General features: G+C 73.3%; 20 protein-coding genes. 12 read left to right on the forward strand and 8 right to left on the reverse strand.

Annotated features, from left to right (window positions below; all coding sequences use genetic code 11):
* Positions 1–138 precede the first annotated feature (138 nt).
* The 3 genes from ACFFF6_RS15030 to ACFFF6_RS15040 are packed head-to-tail and all read left to right on the forward strand — an operon-like array spanning position 139 to position 2673.
* The gene (locus ACFFF6_RS15030; protein WP_376982163.1) at positions 139–837 is read left to right on the forward strand and encodes a hypothetical protein; all 699 of its coding nucleotides are present in this window, start codon (positions 139–141) and stop codon (positions 835–837) included.
* A complete protein-coding gene (locus tag ACFFF6_RS15035; RefSeq protein WP_376982165.1) occupies positions 834–1814 on the forward strand; it encodes a pseudouridine synthase in 981 nt (326 codons plus the stop codon). Before ACFFF6_RS15030 ends, ACFFF6_RS15035 begins: the two co-directional genes overlap by 4 nt.
* Before the next feature lie 4 nt (positions 1815–1818).
* Positions 1819–2673 (forward strand): hypothetical protein, encoded by an 855-nt coding sequence (locus ACFFF6_RS15040; RefSeq protein ID WP_376982167.1) that lies wholly within the window; start codon positions 1819–1821, stop codon positions 2671–2673.
* A 49-nt stretch (positions 2674–2722) separates the two neighbouring features.
* On the opposite strand, the gene ACFFF6_RS15045 is transcribed toward ACFFF6_RS15040, so the two are convergent.
* Entirely contained in the window at positions 2723–3139 is a 417-nt protein-coding gene (locus ACFFF6_RS15045) for a VOC family protein (protein ID WP_376982169.1), read from the reverse strand.
* Between the two features lie 110 nt (positions 3140–3249).
* Between ACFFF6_RS15045 and guaB the strand changes: the two genes are divergently transcribed.
* The 6 genes from guaB (at position 3250) to ACFFF6_RS15075 (ending at position 8605) form a co-directional block, all read left to right on the forward strand.
* Complete coding sequence (gene guaB / locus ACFFF6_RS15050) at positions 3250–4752, forward strand: IMP dehydrogenase (protein WP_376982171.1); 1503 nt, start codon at positions 3250–3252, stop codon at positions 4750–4752.
* Positions 4753–4894: 142 nt separating this feature from the next.
* Positions 4895–5269, forward strand: coding sequence for a hypothetical protein (locus ACFFF6_RS15055; RefSeq protein WP_376982173.1), 375 nt, complete (start codon positions 4895–4897; stop codon positions 5267–5269).
* Positions 5270–5403: 134 nt separating this feature from the next.
* Positions 5404–6150 (forward strand): exonuclease domain-containing protein, encoded by a 747-nt coding sequence (locus tag ACFFF6_RS15060; RefSeq protein WP_376982175.1) that lies wholly within the window; start codon positions 5404–5406, stop codon positions 6148–6150.
* Positions 6151–6157: 7 nt separating this feature from the next.
* Entirely contained in the window at positions 6158–7267 is a 1110-nt protein-coding gene (locus tag ACFFF6_RS15065) for a GuaB3 family IMP dehydrogenase-related protein (RefSeq protein WP_376982177.1), read from the forward strand.
* Between the two features lie 16 nt (positions 7268–7283).
* Complete coding sequence (locus ACFFF6_RS15070; protein ID WP_376982179.1) at positions 7284–8117, forward strand: hypothetical protein; 834 nt, start codon at positions 7284–7286, stop codon at positions 8115–8117.
* Positions 8114–8605 (forward strand): hypothetical protein, encoded by a 492-nt coding sequence (locus tag ACFFF6_RS15075; RefSeq protein WP_376982181.1) that lies wholly within the window; start codon positions 8114–8116, stop codon positions 8603–8605. Before ACFFF6_RS15070 ends, ACFFF6_RS15075 begins: the two co-directional genes overlap by 4 nt.
* A 52-nt stretch (positions 8606–8657) precedes the next feature.
* Here the strand turns inward: ACFFF6_RS15075 and ACFFF6_RS15080 are convergent, their stop codons facing one another.
* The 3 genes from ACFFF6_RS15080 to pta all read right to left on the reverse strand — a co-directional run bounded on the left by ACFFF6_RS15080 (position 8658) and on the right by pta (position 12863).
* Positions 8658–9440 carry a hypothetical protein gene (locus ACFFF6_RS15080; RefSeq protein WP_376982183.1) on the reverse strand — a complete coding sequence of 261 codons (783 nt, stop codon included), beginning with the start codon at positions 9438–9440 and terminating at the stop codon, positions 8658–8660.
* Between the two features lie 94 nt (positions 9441–9534).
* Entirely contained in the window at positions 9535–10767 is a 1233-nt protein-coding gene (locus ACFFF6_RS15085; RefSeq protein ID WP_376982185.1) for an acetate kinase, read from the reverse strand.
* Complete coding sequence (pta, locus tag ACFFF6_RS15090; protein ID WP_376982188.1) at positions 10764–12863, reverse strand: phosphate acetyltransferase; 2100 nt, start codon at positions 12861–12863, stop codon at positions 10764–10766. Before pta ends, ACFFF6_RS15085 begins: the two co-directional genes overlap by 4 nt.
* Positions 12864–12979: 116 nt before the next feature.
* Here pta and ACFFF6_RS15095 point away from each other — a divergent pair, with 116 nt between their 5' ends.
* The 3 genes from ACFFF6_RS15095 to guaA all read left to right on the forward strand — a co-directional run bounded on the left by ACFFF6_RS15095 (position 12980) and on the right by guaA (position 15921).
* Positions 12980–13834: an SURF1 family protein gene (locus ACFFF6_RS15095; protein WP_376982191.1), complete on the forward strand. Its 855-nt coding sequence runs from the start codon at positions 12980–12982 to the stop codon at positions 13832–13834.
* Complete coding sequence (locus ACFFF6_RS15100; RefSeq protein WP_376982193.1) at positions 13803–14246, forward strand: DUF3817 domain-containing protein; 444 nt, start codon at positions 13803–13805, stop codon at positions 14244–14246. The genes ACFFF6_RS15095 and ACFFF6_RS15100 overlap by 32 nt, the downstream gene beginning before the upstream one ends.
* Before the next feature lie 76 nt (positions 14247–14322).
* Positions 14323–15921, forward strand: a complete 1599-nt coding sequence (gene guaA, locus ACFFF6_RS15105) for a glutamine-hydrolyzing GMP synthase (RefSeq protein WP_376982195.1) — start codon at positions 14323–14325, stop codon at positions 15919–15921.
* Positions 15922–16009: 88 nt separating this feature from the next.
* Here guaA and ACFFF6_RS15110 read toward each other — a convergent pair whose 3' ends face one another.
* From ACFFF6_RS15110 to ACFFF6_RS15125, 4 genes are all read right to left on the reverse strand, one after another.
* Positions 16010–16510 carry an SRPBCC family protein gene (locus tag ACFFF6_RS15110; RefSeq protein ID WP_376982197.1) on the reverse strand — a complete coding sequence of 167 codons (501 nt, stop codon included), beginning with the start codon at positions 16508–16510 and terminating at the stop codon, positions 16010–16012.
* Entirely contained in the window at positions 16507–16821 is a 315-nt protein-coding gene (locus ACFFF6_RS15115) for an ArsR/SmtB family transcription factor (protein ID WP_376982199.1), read from the reverse strand. Before ACFFF6_RS15115 ends, ACFFF6_RS15110 begins: the two co-directional genes overlap by 4 nt.
* 78 nt (positions 16822–16899) lie before the next feature.
* Positions 16900–18033, reverse strand: a complete 1134-nt coding sequence (locus ACFFF6_RS15120; RefSeq protein WP_376982201.1) for an alcohol dehydrogenase catalytic domain-containing protein — start codon at positions 18031–18033, stop codon at positions 16900–16902.
* Complete coding sequence (locus ACFFF6_RS15125; RefSeq protein ID WP_376982203.1) at positions 18030–18740, reverse strand: phosphonatase-like hydrolase; 711 nt, start codon at positions 18738–18740, stop codon at positions 18030–18032. Before ACFFF6_RS15125 ends, ACFFF6_RS15120 begins: the two co-directional genes overlap by 4 nt.
* Positions 18741–18788: the final 48 nt, after the last annotated feature.

Raw genomic sequence — 18788 nt, forward strand, 5'->3', positions numbered from 1 at the left:
GTGGCACGGCATGCGCCGTCGTCGCCCGCCCTTCCTGCATCCAGATGCGTCCGACCCGCGGCGATGCGCAGGATCCGGACACCCCGTCGGCCTACTATGACGTGGCCCCGCACACATCGGCGGGAGGGAGGAGGACCTGTGAGCCGCGCTCGACGCAGCACCCCGGCATCGGCCGTCGCGCAGTCCACGCGCGTCTTCGGCCCCCCGGCACCCGCGGTGATCGGCACGCTCCTCGCGGCCGTCGTCTTCGTGATCGTGCTCGAGTTCCTGGTCCTGATCAGCTTCATCGGCCAGCGGCTGTGGGGCGACCCCCGCATCCTCCACGACGCCGTGTTCTCCCTGCCGCTGCTGGGCTGGGTCGCCGTCGCCGCCGCGAGCGTCGTCCTCGTCGCCCGGATCCTCACCACCTGGCTGCAGCTGACCGAGCACGGGATGGCGGTGCGCGGCCTGTTCCGCCGCGCCGTCGACGTGCCCTGGGGCGAGGTCTCCCGTGTGCTCGCGGTGCACCGGATCGACCGCGGCGCCACCCCGGCGGAGATGCTCGACCTGCCCGATGCGCCGTACGACGGCGTCTTCGTCATCGACCGCGAGGGACACCGCCTCGTGAACGTCTCCGGACGCTTCTTCGGCATCGGCGCCCAGCACGCCATGGTCGAACGGGCCCGTGCCGCCGGCGTCGAGATCCAGCAGATCGAGGAGATCACCCCGCGGGCGCTGCGGGAGCGCGAGCGCCACGCGCAGACCTGGATCGACCTGCACCCGAACCTCGTCCTGGCCACCCTGATCGGCTTCTACCTCGCGCACAACATCGCCACCTTCGCGATCTGGGGACTGTGACCCGCCGCCCCGCAGGTGAGGGCCCCGCTGCGCCGGACGGACGCCGTCCCGGCAGGGCGGCCCGCGCCCGCGCACGCCGCCTGCCGCCGCCGCTCCCGCAGCGCGAGGGCCTCGATCCGATCCATGTGCGCGCTCCCCGCCCGGGACCGGCCCTCGAGATCCTCGCCAGCCGCCTGCCCGCCCTGCTCGCCCCAGGCGCCACCGACCTGTCGCTGCGCTTCGCCCGCGGAGAGATCGTCCGGGCCGATGCCTCCGTCCTCGCCGCCGACACCCCGATCCACGAGGGCGAGGAGATCTGGCTGCACCGCGAGCTCGCCCCCGAGGACGTCCCCGACATCCCGCTGCCGATCCTCCTCCAGGACGCCCACCTGCTGGTGCTCGACAAGCCCCATGACATGGCGACCATGCCGCGCGGAGCGCACATCCTCGCCAGCGCCCTCGTGCGGCTGCGCCGCCTGACCGGCATCGAGACCCTCACCCCGCTGCACCGGCTGGACCGTCGCACCGCCGGGGTCCTCGCCTTCGGGATCCGCCCGCAGGAGCGGGCCGCCTACCAGGGGCTCTTCGCCCGCGGCGAGGTCACCAAGGAGTACCGCGCCCGCGTGCACGCCCCGCCCGGGGAGATGCCCGTCGTGGGGGAGCGGTTCACGATGCGCGACCGCCTGGTGCGCGAGCGCGGCATGCTGCAGACCCGCGTCGAGCCCGGGGAGCCCGACGCGTTCACCGAGGTCCAGGTTCTCGACGCGGCGGACGGATTCCTCGACCTCGCCCTGCTCCCGCGCACCGGACGCACCCACCAGCTGCGCGTCCAGCTCTCCCACCGCGGCATGCCGATCCTGGGCGATGACCTCTATCCGCGCGTGCGGCGTCCCGGTCCCGCCGACCCGCCGCTCGCCCTGCTCTCCCGCCGCCTCGCGTTCACCGACCCGATCACAGGACAGCGGCGCGAGCTCCTCAGCACCCGCCGCGTACCCTGATCCCGTGGCGGAGGACCAGGACGGACAGCACGCGGGCACCCCGGCGCAGGGCTGGGCCCACGAAGGCGCGGCACCGGCGCCGCGGCGCACCCGCGACGGCCGCGTGATCATCGGCCCCACCGTGGCGTCGCGCTACCGTCCGGGCGCGCTGATCGGGCTCCCGCTCGTCGCCGCCGTGCTCGCCGCCTTCCCGGCCGCCGGTCTCGAGCAGTGGCGCGCCGCACGGATCGCGGCCGGGGACGCGGGCCGGCTCACCGAGCTGCTGCAGCCGATGGCCGTCCAGCTCGTCCTCAGCTGGCTGGGCCTGTGGGCGCTGCTCGCGCTGTGGGCGCTCGTGCCGCTGATCGCGACGCACCGCGCCGCGCTGCTCGATGAGGCCGCGGGCCGGCTCGCGCTGCGCCGCGGTCTGCGGGTCAGACAGGACGTCCCGCTCGCGGAGGTGGTCTACGCCGTGGGGGAGGCCGAGCGGGGCTACGACGCGCTCATCGGCATCGGCGCCCCCACCGCCCCGGACGAGGCCGCGCGCGAGCAGTGGCGCATCCCCCACATCGGCTGGGACGACCCCGGCTTCGACGGGCTGCGGGTGCTCCAGGCCGCCGCCGGGCTGCGACCCTCCCCGCCGCGGGCGGAGCTCATCGCCGCCTCCCGCAGGGGACGACGCGAGGCGGCCCATCGCGAGATGGCGCAGCGCATCGGCATGATCTGGAGGCCCGAGTACGGGCAGGACGAGGAGCGCTTCCAGCGCGACTTCGACCATGCCCGGAGGGTGCTCGGCGGGAAGGAGCCCGCCCGACCCGGCGACCCCGTGCTCTCTCCCGACCCGTCCCCGGTCCCCGAGCAGGGACCCGGCCGCAGATGACCCGAGGGCATGCCGGGACCCGGTCGCCTCGCCCTCCGGACGGGGCGGCTCAGCTCGCGGCGTCCGATTCCCCGTGCTCGTAGCCGATCAGCCAGTGCAGGCCGAAGCGGTCCCGCACCTGCCCGTCCGAGGCGCCCCAGGGGCGGCGCTGCAGGTCGTCGACCACCTCGCCGCCTGCGCTCAGACGCGCGAACCAGGTGCGCAGCGTCGTGGAGTCCGCCGCGCCGAGCAGCGAGAGCATGAGGCCCTCGACGCGGAGGGACCCATCGACGCCGGAGGCGTCCGCGCCCTGCAGATCCACGATCCCGCGCAGCTCGCCGTGCGCGATGGCCTCCGGGGTCCCCTCGTCGCGGGAGAACTCGGCATGGGTGTGCAGCGAGAGCTCGCCGCCGAAGACCTCGCGGTAGAAGGTCAGGGCGTCACGAGCGGTGCCCGGGAACAGGATGTACGGGGTCGGTGCGCTCATGCGGGAAGGGTACGCCCCCTCTCCGAGCCCGCGCCTCGTCCCCGGCCACGTGGTGGGGACCACGTCGTCCGGGGACTGCCGCGCCGAGGACCCCCGGGTAGCATCGGTGCATGACGAGTGCGGATCCGTTCGGTTTCATCGGCCTGACCTACGACGACGTCCTCCTCCTCCCCGGAGAGACCGACGTCATCCCCTCCGAGGCGGACACGACCAGTCGCCTCACCAAGGAGATCTCCCTGCGCGTGCCCCTCGCGAGCGCCGCCATGGACACCGTCACCGAGGCGCGCATGGCCATCGCCATGGCCCGGCACGGCGGCATCGGCATCCTCCACCGCAACCTCTCCATCGAGGACCAGGCCCATGAGGTCGACCTCGTCAAGCGCACCCAGACGGGGCGCATCACCAACCCGGTGACCATCGGCCCCGAGGCCACGCTCGAGGACTTCGACTCCGTCTGCGGCCAGTTCCGCGTCTCCGGCCTGCCGGTCGTCGACGACGGGGGCGTCCTCCTGGGCATCTGCACCAACCGCGACCTGCGCTTCATCCCCGTCGCCGAGTGGTCCTCGACCCGGGTCGGCGACGTGATGACCTCCCAGCCGCTGTTCACCGCGCCGGAGGACGTCACCTCCGAGGAGGCCACGGCGCTGCTGCGCCGCAACAAGCGCGAGCGCCTCCCGATCGTGGACGCCGCCGGGAAGCTCACCGGCCTCATCACCGTCAAGGACTTCGTGAAGTCCGAGCAGTACCCGAACGCCTCCAAGGACGGCCAGGGCCGCCTGCTGGTGGGCGCCGGGGTCGGCTTCTTCGGCGATTCCCTGGACCGGGCGGGTGCGCTGCGCGATGCGGGAGCGGATGTGCTCGTGGTCGACACCGCGAACGGCCACGCGCGCCTCGCCCTGGAGATGATCGCCCGGATCAAGAACGACCCGTACTTCGCGGACGTGCAGGTCATCGGCGGAAACGTGGCCACGCGGGCGGGTGCTCAGGCGCTTGTGGACGCGGGGGCGGACGCCGTCAAGGTGGGCGTGGGCCCCGGATCGATCTGCACCACCCGCGTCGTCGCCGGCGTCGGCGTCCCGCAGATCACCGCGATCCACGAGGCCTCCAAGGCCTGCCGCCCGGCGGGCGTCCCGCTGATCGGCGACGGCGGTCTGCAGTACTCCGGCGACATCGCCAAGGCCCTCGTGGCCGGGGCGGACACCGTCATGCTCGGCTCGCTGCTGGCCGGCACCGAGGAGTCCCCGGGCGAGGTCGTCCTCGTGGCCGGAAAGCAGTTCAAGGCCTATCGCGGCATGGGCTCCCTGGGCGCCATGGCCTCCCGCGGCAAGAAGTCCTTCTCCAAGGACCGCTACTTCCAGGCCGACGTCTCCAGCGACGACAAGATCGTCCCCGAGGGCATCGAGGGCCGCGTCGCCTACAAGGGCCAGCTGGGCTCCGTCGTCCATCAGCTCGTGGGCGGCCTCGCGCAGTCGATGTTCTACGTCGGTGCGCACACGGTCCCCGAGCTCCAGGAGAGGGGCCGCTTCGTCCGCATCACCTCGGCGGGTCTGAAGGAGTCGCATCCGCACGACATGGCCGCGATCGTCGAGGCGCCGAACTACTCGGTGCGCTGACGGGCGGGGGCACGCCCGCCGCCTTCGCGTCCGCCCCTGTCCGAGAGGGCCGTTCCGGTTCAGATCCGGTGAGATCTGAGCCGGAACGGCCCTCTCGTTCGTGCGCTGGTTCCCGTGCTGCGGGTGCCGCTACCGTGGATCCATGAGCCCGCCGGAGCCGCTCCCCCCGATCGATGCCGCCCGCCGCGGGGATCCGATGCCGGGCGCCGCACCTCGCCTCGGCCTCGTGGCTCTGCTCCTGGCCCTCCTCGCGGTCCTGATCGCGCTCGTGGGCGCCGGCGGGATCGGTCTCGTGCACGCGACGCAGGGCTCGGGCGTGCGGCTGCTGGTGGCGCCGGCGCTCCTGGGGACCGGCCTCGGCCTCGCGGCGATCGGCTCCGGTGCCGCCGGGCTGCTCCGGCACGAGCGGCCGCCGGCCTCGGCGTGGGGGATCGTGCTCGGCCTGCTCGCGCCGGTGATCGCCGGCGCCTCGCTGATCCTCGGGGTCCTCGCCGGACGCCTCGTGCTCGCGGCCTGAGAGGGGCGGTGACGGCGGATCCGGGCCGCGGCACGGCGGCGGCCCGTGCCGGGGAGGCATCCGGGGCGGCCTCGCCCGTCGAGCGCCGCGAACGGCGGGCGAGGACTGTCCGCCCCGACGCCTAGGGTGGAGCCATGAACACCGCATCCTCGTCCTGGGCCGAGCGGCCGCTGCTCGGCTTCGACACCGAGACCACCGGCACCGACACGGCGAAGGACCGCATCGTCACGGCCGCCCTGGTCCACTCCGTCGGGCCCGGCCGGGAGAACGAGACCGTGGCGACCTGGCTGATCGATCCGGGGATCCCCATCCCGGAGCAGGCGGCCCGCATCCACGGCATCAGCAGCGAGCATGCCGCCGCGCACGGTTCGGCCCCCGCTCCCGCCCTCGAGGAGGTCGCCTCCCTGCTCGCGGACGCCCTGCTCAAGGACGTGCCGGTCGTGGCCTTCAACGGCAGCTTCGATCTGGCGATCCTCGAGAACGAGCTGCGACGCAGCGGCCTGCCCACCCTCGCCCAGCGTCTGGGGCGGCAGATCGCCCCGGTGATCGATCCGCTCGTCCTGGACCGGGGCCTGGACCGCTATCGCAAGGGCAAGCGCACCCTCACCGACCTGCTCGAGGTCTACGGGATCAGCCAGGACGGGCGTCTGCACACCGCGGACGTCGACGTCTCCGCGACGTTGGACGTGCTGCGTGCCCAGGTCGCGAAGTTCGACGTGCTCGGTGCGACCCCGCTCGCCGAGCTGCATCAGCGGCAGATGACCTGGCACCGCGAGTGGGCGGAGAACTTCAACCGGTTCCTGTCCTCGAAGGGGAGGACGCCCGATGTCCCCCTCGACTGGCCCCTGGGGGATCCGGTCGCCGTCGCGCCGGTAGACTGAGCCCGTGATGAGCGAGATCGAGATCGGCCGCAACAAGCGGGGACGACGCAGCTACAGCTTCGACGACGTGGCCGTGGTCCCCTCCCGCCGCACGCGGGACCCCGAGGACGTGTCGACCGCCTGGCAGGTCGACGCCTACCACTTCGACATCCCGATCTTCGGGGCGCCGATGGACTCTCTGGTGTCCCCGGCGACCGCGATCGAGCTGGGGCGTCACGGCGGCCTCGGGGTGCTCGACCTCGAGGGCCTGTGGACCCGCTACGAGGACCCCACGGAGCAGTTCGAGCGGATCGAGAACGCCTCGGACTCGGAGATCGTGCAGGTCCTCCGCGACGCCTACGCCGCTCCCGTCCAGGCGGAGCTGATCACGGCGCGGATCGGCGAGCTGCGCGAGGCGGGGGTGACCGCGGCCGGCGCCCTGTCCCCGCAGCGCACCCAGGAGCACTGGCGCACCGTCGTCGACGCCGGGGTCGACCTGTTCTTCATCCGCGGGACGACCGTGTCCGCGGAGCACGTGTCCTCGGGCCGCGAGCCGCTGAACCTCAAGCGCTTCATCTACGAGCTCGACGTGCCCGTGATCGTGGGCGGCTGCGCGACCTACACCGCGGCCCTGCACCTCATGCGCACCGGCGCGGCCGGCGTGCTGGTCGGCTTCGGCGGCGGCGCCTCCCACACCACGCGCGAGACCCTCGGCATCCAGGTGCCGCTCGCGACCGCGGTGGCCGACGTCGCCGCCGCCCGCCGTGACTACATGGACGAGTCCGGCGGCCGCTACGTGCACGTCATCGCCGACGGCGGCCTGGGCCGCAGCGGCGACCTCGTCAAGGCGATCGCCTGCGGCGCCGACGGCCTCATGGTCGGCGCGGCCCTGGCCCGTGCGGAGGAGGCCCCCGGCCGCGGCCGCCACTGGGGCAGCGAGGCGCACCACGCGAGCCTGCCGCGCGGGCACCGTGTGGAGGTCGGCACCGTCGCCCCGCTCGAGCAGATCCTGTTCGGACCGGGCCTGAACGCGGAGGGGACCACCAATCTCGTCGGCGCCCTGCGTCATGCGATGGCGACCACGGGATATCTGGACCTCAAGGAGTTCCAGCGCGTCGAGGTCGTCGTCACCACCTGAGGCCGAGGCAGATCCGATGACCACCAGACCTCGGAGGCCCGGCGACCGGTCCCGCGCCGCCACCGTGGTCCTCGGCGTGGTGCTGGTCCTCGGCTGCTCGCCCCTGCTCACGGTGGGCGCGAGCTCCTGGCCCACACCCGGCGAGATGATCGCCCGCCGCATGGCAGGCGCTGTGGACCTCCTGGGGCTGCGGGACCTCGCGCATCTGCTGTACAGCAGAGCCTTCGAGGTGCAGCTGCTCGTGCTGGCCATCGCCTTCCTGGGGATCCCCCTGCTGGCGCTGCGGCGACGTGACGCACCGGCGGAGGCACCCGGAGGGGAGGCCGCTGCGCCGGCGCACCCGCCCGTGTCCGCTGCGGGGAAGGCCCCGACGACCGCGCCCGTCCGGACGGTCCGGCGCCGTCGCGGCCGTCTGGCCCCCATCGATCTGGATGCCTCGACCCCCGTGACCCGCACGGTGGCTCAGCTGCAGGACCTCGCCGCCGCGGCAGGGATCCCATGGCGGGACGAGTTCGCGACCCCCGGCGGTGCCCGTGCCCTCGCAGAGCTGCTGGGGCGGACGCCCGGCCTCGAACCATCGGGCGGCCCCCAGCTCTCCGAGGATTCTGGGCCGGACCCCGACCAGGACACGAGGAAGGGCTCCGGGCCCGGTCCGGAGTTGGTCCTGGCGGCGTCGGCCGCAGACCCCGGAGACCCGCCGGAGGCGGGCACCGGAGCGGACGCCGGGGACGGCACAGGAGATGACGAGGTCGCCACGGCACCCCCCGCATACCCGGGAGCCTCCGACTTCGAGATCGGCTCCGTCTACACGCCGACCACGCTGTACGACTCCCGCGAGGAGGAGCCATGAGCCGCCGCCGGGTGGTCGGGGGAACGGTCCTCGCGGCCCTGCTCGCGCCCGTCCTCGCCCTCGTCGTCTTCGCGCCCTTCGACGACTGGGCCTTCACCCCGCGGCTGCTGCCCTACATCATCCCGAACCTGCTGCGGCCGGGCGAGGGCTACCTCACTCTGGTGCTCCTGCTGTTCCTGGTCATCTGGGTGCCGCTCGTGCAGCCGGCGGCCTGGGGCGCGGAGGGTCGCCGCTCGCGCCGCCCGTTCCCGGGACCCGACGCGCCGATCGGGACCGCGGACCGGGCACCGCGTCTCCCGGCCGCACCTGCGGATCCCCGGGCCCGCGTGGAGATCCCCCGCGCACCGCTCACGGCGCTCGATGCCCGGCAGCGTCATCAGATCGCGATGGCCCTGGACATCACGTGGGACGGTCGGCTCGCCCGCGACGACCGTCTGTGGGAGCGGACGGTCCGCCGGGCCCTGCGTCGCACCTCCCGCGGGGCATAGACGAGCCCCCGCCGCCCCGCGGCGCGGGTCGACGGGGGCCGCGATCCTCGGGTCAGGAGCGGACGCGGGCGACGATCCCCCAGATCAGCAGGATGAGAGCGACGATGCCCAGCAGCACCGGGATCGCGAAGCCGACGACCAGCCCGATCAGCGTGCCTGCGACACCCAGGGAGGTGTAGGCGACATCGCTCGTGCCCGTGCACTCCACGGAGACCTGCTGCGTCCCGGCGGGGTCCACGCTGAAGGCCTGCACGTACTCGACGCCGCCGATCTGCCCGGCGCTCATGGTGCCGCTCTCCGGCGTGAGGAGCGCCCCGCCGTCCGGGCTCGTGCACTCCACCGTGCCGAGATCGGATGCGGGCACGGCGATGTAGTAGATCGATGAGTCCTCGACCGGGAAGGAGCCTCCCGTCGGCCCCAGCGAGACCGGATCTCCCATCGTGCCGAGGGCCAGGGCCGTGGAGATGAACACCGCGACGATCGGCATCACCAGCAGCCCGATCGCGTTCGCGACGATGCCCAGGGAGCCGAAGATGATCCGCTTCATGCCCTTGCGCCGGCGCGGCCCGATCGGCGCCGCCGCATAGGCGGAGGCGTACGGTCCTCCGGCGCCCGGGCCCGCCGAGGACGGGGAGGCGCCGCCGAACTGCGGTCCCGACGGCGGGAGTGCGTACTGCGCCGCGGAGTCGAACGGTGACTGCGCAGGCGCGTACTGCGGTGCGGAGGAGGTCGTGCCCGTGCTGTACGGGTCAGGGCCTCCCGCATACGGCTCGGAGCTCGAGCCCTGGCCATCGCCCTGCTGCGGGCTGCCGGTGAACGGGTCGCGGTAGGTCACGGTGGGGTCCCCTCGTCTGCGGAGCCCCGGGTCGGGCCCGTCGTGATCCTACCGGGGCTCCCCGCCCCGCCGGATCCCGGCGGTCCCGTCCCGATCAGCGGGAGCGGCGCCGGGCGGCGACCTCCGCGGCCTGCTGCGCGATCGCGAGCTCCTCGTTGGTCGGGACCACGAGCACCGTCACCCGTGAGGACGGTGCGGAGATGACCCGCGCCTCCTTGCCCCGCGCGGCGTTCGCCTCCGCGTCGAGCACGATCCCGAACTCTTCGAGGCCCGCCAGGGCGAGCGCCCGGACGGTCGCGGCGTTCTCCCCGATCCCGGCGGTGAAGGTGACCGCGTCCAGCCCGCCCAGGGCGAAGGCGTAGGAGCCGATGTACTTCCGCAGCCGGTGGATGTACACCTCCATCGCGAGCTCCGCCTGCTCGTCGCCGGCCTCGATCGCCGTCTCGATGTCGCGGAAGTCGCTCATCCCGCACATGCCGAGCATGCCCGAGCGCTTGTTGAGGATCGTGTCGACCTCGGCGGGGGAGAGGTTCCCCTGCCGGTGCAGATGCAGGTATACGGAAGGGTCGATATCTCCGGTCCGGGTGCCCATGACCAGGCCTTCGAGCGGGGTGAGGCCCATCGACGTGTCGATGGGCTCCCCGCCGTCGATCGCGGAGACCGAGGCGCCGTTGCCCAGGTGCAGCACGATCTGGCGCAGCGACTCCGGGGTCCGGCCGCGCCCGGCCATCATCGCGGCGACGGCCTGGGAGACGTAGCGGTGGCTGGTGCCGTGGGCGCCGTACCGGCGGATCCGGTACTCCTCGGCGATCTCCCGGTTCAGGGCGTAGTTCGCGCTGCGCGCCGGCAGCCCCGTGAAGAAGGCGGTGTCGAAGACGGCGACGTGCGGAACCTTCGGCAGGAGGGCGCGCGCCCCGTCGATCCCGTCGACCGCCGCATAGTTGTGCAGCGGTGCGAGGGCACCCAGGTCGTGGATCTGCCCCCGCACCCAGGAGTCGATGAGCGTCGGCTCGGAGAAGCGGGCCCCGCCCTGCACGACCCGATGGCCGACGGCGAGCACGCGGTCCTCGTCCAGGGAGATCCCGACCTCGGAGAACAGCCGCTCGACCACCCGCATCGCCTCGACGTGATCGGGGACCTCCCCGTCGACGGCGGCCTCCCGGTCGCCCGCCTCGATCCTCGCGCTCCCGGTCGGGAGGCCGATCCGCTCGACGATCCCGGAGGCGTCCACGTGACCGGTCGCCGGGGCGAGCAGCTGGAACTTCAGCGAGGAGGAGCCGGAGTTGATGACGAGGACGCGCGCGTCCGGCGCGGGGTGCGGGGTCATGAGGGGTTCGAGCCTCCTGCAGGGGCGTCCTGCGTCTGCGCCTGGATCGCGGTGATCACGACGGTGTTGATGATGTCCTCGACCAGCGCTCCGCGGGAGAGGTCGTTGACGGGCTTGTTCAGCCCCTGCAGCACGGGGCCGATGGCGATCGCCCCGGCGGAGCGCTGCACCGCCTTGTACGTGTTGTTGCCGGTGTTGAGGTCCGGGAAGACGAAGACCGTGGCCCGGCCCGCGACCGCGGAGTCGGGCAGCTTCGTCTTGGCGACGGAGGCGTCCACGGCCGCGTCGTACTGGATGGGGCCCTCGATCGAGAGGTCCGGGGCGGCAGCACGCACCAGCTCGGTGGCCTTGCGGACCTTGTCGACATCGGCCCCGGAGCCGGAGGAGCCGGTCGAGTAGGACAGCATCGCCACCCGCGGCTCGATGCCGAACTGCTCCGCGGTCGCCGCGGACTGGGCGGCGATGTCGGCGAGCTGCTCGGCGCTCGGATCGGGGTTCACGGCGCAGTCGCCGTAGACCAGGACCCGGTCCTGCAGGGCCATGAGGAACACGGAGGAGACGATCTTCGCATCCGGGCGCGTCTTGATGATCTCGAAGCTGGGCCGGATCGTGTGCGCGGTCGAGTGGACGGCGCCGGAGACCATGCCGTCGGCCTCGCCCATCTGCACCATCATCGTGCCGAAGTAGGACACGTCCTGGACCTTCTCGCGGGCCTGCTCGAGGGTCACGCCCTTCTTCGCGCGCAGCCGCGCGTACTCCGCCGCGTACTTCTCGACGTGGGCGGCGTCCTGCGGCGAGACGATGCTGGCCTCGGAGATGTCGTGGCCCAGCAGGGACGCCTTGGCGCGGATCGTGTTCTCATCGCCCAGCAGGATCAGGTCGGCCACGCCGCGGGCGAGGATCGACTCGGCGGCGGCGAGGATGCGGGGCTCGTCGCCCTCGGGGAGGACGATCCGCTTCTTCTCGCCGCGGGCCCGGGCCAGCAGCTCGAACTCGAACATCAGGGGGGTGACGACGTCGGGACGGGCCACGTCGATCCGCTCCAGGAGCTGCGCGAGCGGCACATGCTCGCTGACGGCGCGGCGGGCGGCGTCGATCTTCTGAGGGCTGTCCGCGGTGAGCCGTCCCCGCGTCCGGGCGATCCGCACGGCCGCGTCGAAGGTCGAGGCCTCCGTCGCGATCACCGGCAGGTCCTGGCCCACGCCCTCGATCAGCGCGGTGATCTCCGCAGGGATCTCGTAGCCGCCGGTCAGCACGATCGCGCTGAGCGCCGGATGCGCGCCGGACTGCTGCGCCATGAACAGGCCCGGCAGCAGGTCGTAGCGATCGCCGGGGGCGACCACGGTGCAGTTCTCGCTCAGGTGGCGCAGCACGCCCGGCAGGCTCATCGCGGCCACCACCGTGCCGAGCGACACGCGCCCCAGCCAGTCGGCGCTGCCCTGGACGAGCTCGCCGTCCACCGCGTCGCGGATCGCCGTCACCGTGGGCGCCATGATCACGGGGTTCTCCGGGACCGCGGCGACGATCACGTCCTCGCCCAGGCGCCGGGCCACGGCCTCCCGGTTCGCGGCGAGGGCATCGGCCGCGGAGCGGTTGACGATGAGGGCCAGCGGCCGTGCATGATGCGCGGCGAACTCGCCGACGCTGAGAGCGGCGAAGCCCGCGATCTCCTCGGGGCTCCGGTCCAGCCCCGAGACGACGATCACGACGGGGGATCCCAGGTTCGCGGCGACCTCGGCGTTGAAGGCGAGCTCGGTGGGGTTCGCGACGGAGTCGTAGTCCGAGCCCAGCACGACCAGCACCGTGTAGCGCTGCGCGAGGGCGTGGTACCGACGCAGGATCTCCTCGTGAGCGGCCTCCGGATCCGCGAGCGCGGCCTGGGTCTCGACGCCGAGGGCGTCCTCGTAGCGCTGGGAGACCGCGGGGTGGGACAGGAGCAGGTCCACCGCCTCGTCCTGCCCGTCGCCGGATCGGTACACCGGTCTGAACACGCCGACGCGGTCCGAGCGCGCGGCGAGAGCTTCGAGGAGTCCGAACGCGATCGTGGACTTCCCGGTCAGACCTTCAGGGCTGGCGACGTACACACTGGGCGACACGGCACCAGGATAGGCGCGGGACGCGGCGGCGGCAGGGACTTTGGGCCCGCGGCGACCGGCGTCCGTCGTGCTGCGGCACCTGCCTGCTCCCAGGGGCGCTCCGTACCATGAGGCCCATGCTCCGCGTCGCCGTCCGCCCCCGCTTCCTGGGGCTGCTCGCCCTGATGGTCGCGGCGACCCTCGTGTGCGGGCTGCTCGCCACGTGGCAGTGGGACCGGGCGCATCGTGCGATCACCTCCCGCTCTTCACCGACCGATGTCGCGGTCCCGCTCGAGGAGGCGCTGCCGCTGGGAGGCGCGGTCACCAACGAGGTGTCCGGCGACCCGGTCCTGGCAGGCGGCACCTTCGCCATCCAGGAGCAGGTGCTCGTGCCCGACCGGCGGATCGACGGGACCACCGCCGTGATCGTCGTGACCGCCTTGCACGTCGAGCAGGAGGGCGGCGGGGAGGCGCGCCTGCCGGTGGCCCGCGGCTGGATCCCGCAGGCCGATGTCACCGGCCCTGACGGCAGCCTCGACCCCGCCCTGGTCCCCGCCGCCCCGTCCGGCCACGTCGAGATCCGCGGCCTGCTCGAGGCGAGCGAGGCGGCCACCGGCGGCATCGAGGACGGCATCGTCCACGAGATCGCGACCCCGCTGCTGGTCAACGCCTGGGGCGAGCCGATGTACGCCGGGTATCTCGCCCAGACCTCCGCCGCCGAGGGCCTCTCGCCGATGCCCTCGGCGCAGTCCTCCTTCCAGGCGGGCCTGGACTGGCAGAACCTCGGCTATGCGGCGCAATGGGTGCTGTTCGGCGCCTTCTTCCTCTACCTGTGGTGGCGCTCGGTGCGCACGGCGTATCTTGACGAGCGGGCCGATGAGCTCACCCGGCTGAGCGCCCGGCTCGACGCCGCAGCCGCGGGCTCTTCCGAGAATCCGATCGACCAGAAGGACGTGACTGGTGTCGACCCCGACTCCGCGACCACTCGATGAGGTCGGCATCCGTGCCGCCTTCGCCCGCTACCGCTTCGCCTCCTTCGCGGAGGGCATCGCCCTGCTCGTGCTGGTGGCGATCATGGTGATGCGCTACGGGGTGTACGGCGGCGACGGCCTGTTCACCTCGACCTCGGAGACCTGGGAGACCATCTCGCGGACGTGGTCGCCCATCCACGGCGTGATCTACATGATCTACGTCGTCCTCTCCTTCGACGTGTGGATGCGCCTGCGCTGGCGCCTGCCGCGCATGGCCCTGCTCATGCTGTTCGGCGTCGTGCCCGTGCTGTCGTTCTTCGGCGAGCGCTGGACCCATCAGAAGATGGAGGAGGACCTGCGCCGCCGGCCCACGCTGCAGGACGACGAGGAGCGGCCGGCAGCAGGCGGCGACGGCGGTCGCGCGCAGCGCTAGCCACGAGCTGCGGGGTACCGCCCATCTCACGTCGGGGTCGGCGGACGCCGAGGCGCCCGCCACCTAGGATGGACCCGTGAGCACAGCCGAGAACACCGACGCCGACCCGGTCCTCGTCGTCGACTTCGGGGCCCAGTACGCGCAGCTGATCGCGCGCCGGGTCCGCGAGGCCGACGTCTACTCCGAGGTCGTGCCGCACACCATGCCCGTCGCCGACATGCTCGCGCGCAAGCCGCTCGCGATCATCCTCTCCGGCGGCCCCTCCTCCGTGTACGAGGACGGCGCGCCCCGTCTGGACCCGGCCCTGCTCGAGGCCGGCGTGCCGGTCCTGGGGCTGTGCTACGGCTTCCAGTCCATCGCCGCCGCGCTCGGCGGGACCGCCGCGGAGACGGGGGTGCGCGAGTACGGCGCGACCCGCCTGTCCGCGATCGACGGCGCCTCGATCCTGCTGAAGGACCAGGACCTCGAGCAGAACGTGTGGATGAGCCACGGCGACTGCGTGACCGCGGCCCCTGAGGGATTCCGCGTCACCGCGACCTCCGCCGCGAGCCCCGTCGCCGCCTTCGAGGACCCCGAGCGCCGCATCTACGGCGTGCAGTGGCACCCCGAGGTCGGCCACTCCGACCGCGGCCAGGAGGTGCTGCGGAACTTCCTGTACCAGGGAGCCGGGATCACCCCGTCGTGGACCACGGGCAACGTCATCGAGGAGCAGGTCGCCCGCATCCGCGAGCAGATCGGCGAGGGCAGCGCGATCTGTGCCCTGTCCGGAGGCGTCGACTCCGCGGTCGCGGCCGCGCTCGTGCAGCGCGCCATCGGCGACCGCCTCACCTGCGTGTACGTGAACCACGGCCTCATGCGCCAGGACGAGTCCGCGCAGATCGAGAAGGCCTTCGGCGAGTCCACCGGCGGAGCGAAGCTCGTCGTGGTCGATGCCGAGGACCAGTTCCTCACCGCGCTCGCCGGGGTCACCGATCCCGAGCGCAAGCGCAAGATCATCGGGCACGAGTTCATCCGCACCTTCGAGCAGGCCCAGGCGGACATCCTCCGCGCGCAGGGCGTCATCGAGGGCGACCACGCCGAGGCCACCGCCTTCCTGGTCCAGGGCACCCTGTACCCCGATGTCGTCGAGTCCGGCGGCGGCGAGGGCGCGGCCAACATCAAGAGCCACCACAACGTGGGCGGGCTGCCGGAGGACCTGTCCTTCGAGCTGGTCGAGCCGCTGCGCACCCTGTTCAAGGACGAGGTCCGCGCCGTCGGCCACGAGCTGGGCCTGCCCGACGAGATCGTCTGGCGCCAGCCGTTCCCCGGCCCCGGGCTCGGCATCCGCATCATCGGCGAGGTCACCAAGGAGCGCCTGGACATCCTGCGTGCGGCCGATGCGATCGCCCGCGCGGAGCTGACCGCGGCGGGCCTGGACCGCGACATCTGGCAGTGCCCCGTGGTGCTGCTGGCCGACGTCCGCTCCGTAGGTGTGCAGGGCGACCACCGCACCTACGGCCACCCCGTGGTGCTGCGCCCCGTCACGAGCGACGACGCCATGACCGCGGACTGGGCGAAGGTCCCCTACGAGGTGCTCTCCCGCATCTCCACCCGCATCACCAACGAGGTCCGCGAGATCAACCGCGTCACCCTCGACGTCACGAGCAAGCCGCCGGGCACCATCGAGTGGGAGTGACCCGCTCCGCTGGGCGGGTCTCGCGCTGATCAGGTCCGGCGGTCCGGTTCCGCGCGACGGGCTCGGAGGGCACGGGCGGGCGGAGGGATCAGAGGCGGGAGATCGGCTGCCCGCGGTAGATCGGCTCGAGCTCCCGCCAGCGAGCGGCCATCGGCGAGGGTGCGACACCGTCGAGCAGGGCCCGGAGATGCTCGACGTGGATCTGGCATCCGGCGCCGTAGGCGGGCAGATCCTCCAGGGGGATCCCTCGTTCCTCGAGCACCAGGCGCGTCGCCGTCCCGTCGGGGACGAGCCGCACCTCCATCTCCTCATCGGCCTCCGCCCCGTCATCGCGGGTGCGCACGAGCAGGCGATGCGGCGGCTCGCATGCGAGGACCTCGCCGCTGCATTCCGCACCGCTCGTGAACACGGCGCGGAACGTCCCGCCGACGTGCAGCTCGCCGTGCACCTCCGCGATCCACCGGGCCAGACGCTCCGGGTCGGTGCAGGCGCTCCACAGATCCTGCGCGGTGGTCTCGAAGCGGTCCTCGATGCGGACGGCGCCGCGGCCGCCCCCGAGGTCCTCGAGCTGTCCCAGAATCCTGGTCATGGTGGCGTCCTTCCTCGGGTGATCTCGTCGCGGAGGTCGTCCATCCGGCGCTGCCAGATCGCTCGATACGGGGTGAGCCAGGTGTCGATCTCGGCCAGCGGCTGGACGCGCAGCGAGTAGGTGCGGACGCGTCCGTCCTGCCGGACCTCGACGAGCCCCGCCTCGCGCAGGACCCGCAGGTGCCGGGAGACGCCTGGTCGGGCGATCGGCAGCGCTTCGGCGAGCTGCCCGGCGGTGGTGTCGGCGTGACGGAGGATCTGCATCATCGTGCGGCGGTGCGGGTCGGCGAGGGCGTGCAGGACGGCGTCCATCCCAGAAGCGTAACCATCTGGGTACATATGGGCAAGGGCGAGGCTCTCCGTCCCGCCGAGCTCAGAGGCGGGCGAGGCTCAGGGGCGGACCAGGGTGCGCAGGTGCGAGCCGGGGCCGTCGCGGAGCGCCGCGGCGGCCCCGTCGAGCGTGACGGGCGGGCTCATGATCTCCCGCCAGGGGAGGGCCCGCCCCGCGGGGGAGGCCAGCAGCTCGACGGCCTGCACGAGGTGCCGGGGCTCGTAGTTGTGGACGCCGGTCACGGTGCGCAGCCCCCGCACCAGCTGCTCCGGATCGACCGCGACCGCCGGTCCGGGGAACACGCTTCCGGCCAGCACGGCCGTGCCGCCGACGTCCAGCGCCGCGACTGCCGCGCTCACCCCGGCGGCGCTCCCGGAGAGCTCGAGCGCCGCGTCGACGCCCTGGCCCGAGGCGTCCGCTCCGGGCGCGGCGGTGTTGGTCGCCCCGGCCGCGCGGGCGACGTACCGCCGCTCCGGCGAGGGGTCGAGCACGTGCACGGTCCTCGCCCCCAGCTGCCGGGCGCCGCAGGTCGCGAGCAGACCGAGCATGCCTGCGCCGATCACGAGCACCCGGGCTCCGTCGAGACCCTCGCCCCGCCCGCCGCGGACGGCGGGTGCGGCGGCCGCCTCGAGCGCCGCCATGACGGTGGCTCCCGCACAGGCGGCCGTCGAGGCGGCTGCCTCGTCGAGCGCCGGGGGGATCCTCATGACGTCATGGCCCGCGGGCAGGAGCACGTGCGTGGCCAGCGCCCCGGACAGCGGCCACGGGCCCGCGAACGGCTCGTGCCCGGCCTTGCGCAGGCCGCGGCACTTCGCGGACAGGCCGGCGGCGCAGCGATCGCAGCGCCGGCATGCGGCGACGACCGACCAGATGATCCGGTCGCCGGCATGCAGCGCGGCCCCGGCCGCATCGCGCGGCCTTGCGGACCCGTCCGGGCCGATGTCGAGGACCTCCCCGGTGCCCTCGTGCCCCAGCACGCTCGGGCACGGCGCCTGCCGGTGGCCGGCGACGGTGTGCAGGTCGGAGCCGCAGATCGCGGCCGCCCGCACCCGCACGAGGATCTCTCCAGGACCGGGGGCCGGCAGCGGGACCTCCTGCGTCGTGAGCTCCCGGCCCCCGGTCCACAGCAGCACCTGCGCGCAGGCGCCCCCGCGGTCGGCGGTGCCGGAGCCGGTCCGTACGGCGGGGCTCATGCGCAGGCGCCGATGCCCAGGTGCGCGGGAAGCGAGGCGACCCCCTCGAGGACCAGATGCGCGCCCGCGGCCGCGAGCTGCTCGCGGTCCAGGTGCCCGGTCAGGACTCCGACCGCGAGGACTCCGGCGGCGCGCGCGGAGGCGACGTCGACGGCGGTGTCCCCCGCGGAGAGGACCTGGGTCGCGTCGGTGATGCCGGTCTGCTGCATGACGCGGAGGATCATGTCCGGGGCGGGCCGGCCCTGCGGGACCTCGTCGCCGCACACGACAGCGTCCACCAGCCCGTCCTCGCCGATGCTCCAGCCCATGCGGTCCAGGATCAGATCCGCGATGTCGCGGGAGAAGCCCGTGGTCAGGCCCACGGCGATCCCCGCGCCGCGCAGCGCCGCGAGCGCTTCGACCACCCCGGGCAGCGGGACGGGCGGGGCCTCGCTGTAGGTGCGGGTCAGCTCCGCGAGGAACCAGGCGAAGGCGCGGTCGACGAGCTCCTCGCCCGGGTCGACGCCCCCCGCGTCCAGCAGGTTCGTGATGGCGGCGCGCTTCTCCGTGCCCATCCAGCGCTGGAACGTCGCATCGTCGACGCGGGCTCCCTCGCGCTGGACGGCGGCGCGCAGCACGCGGTACACCTCGTCGCGGTCATCGATCGTGGTGCCGGCCATGTCGAACACGACGAGGCGAGGGAGGGGGAGAGCGGCGGGAGCGGTCATCGGGGAGGGATCCTTCCGGGAGCAGGGGCGGGGCGATCCGCGTCGCGG

It is taken from the genome of Brachybacterium hainanense, assembly GCF_042434575.1.
GTDB lineage: Bacteria > Actinomycetota > Actinomycetes > Actinomycetales > Dermabacteraceae > Brachybacterium > Brachybacterium hainanense.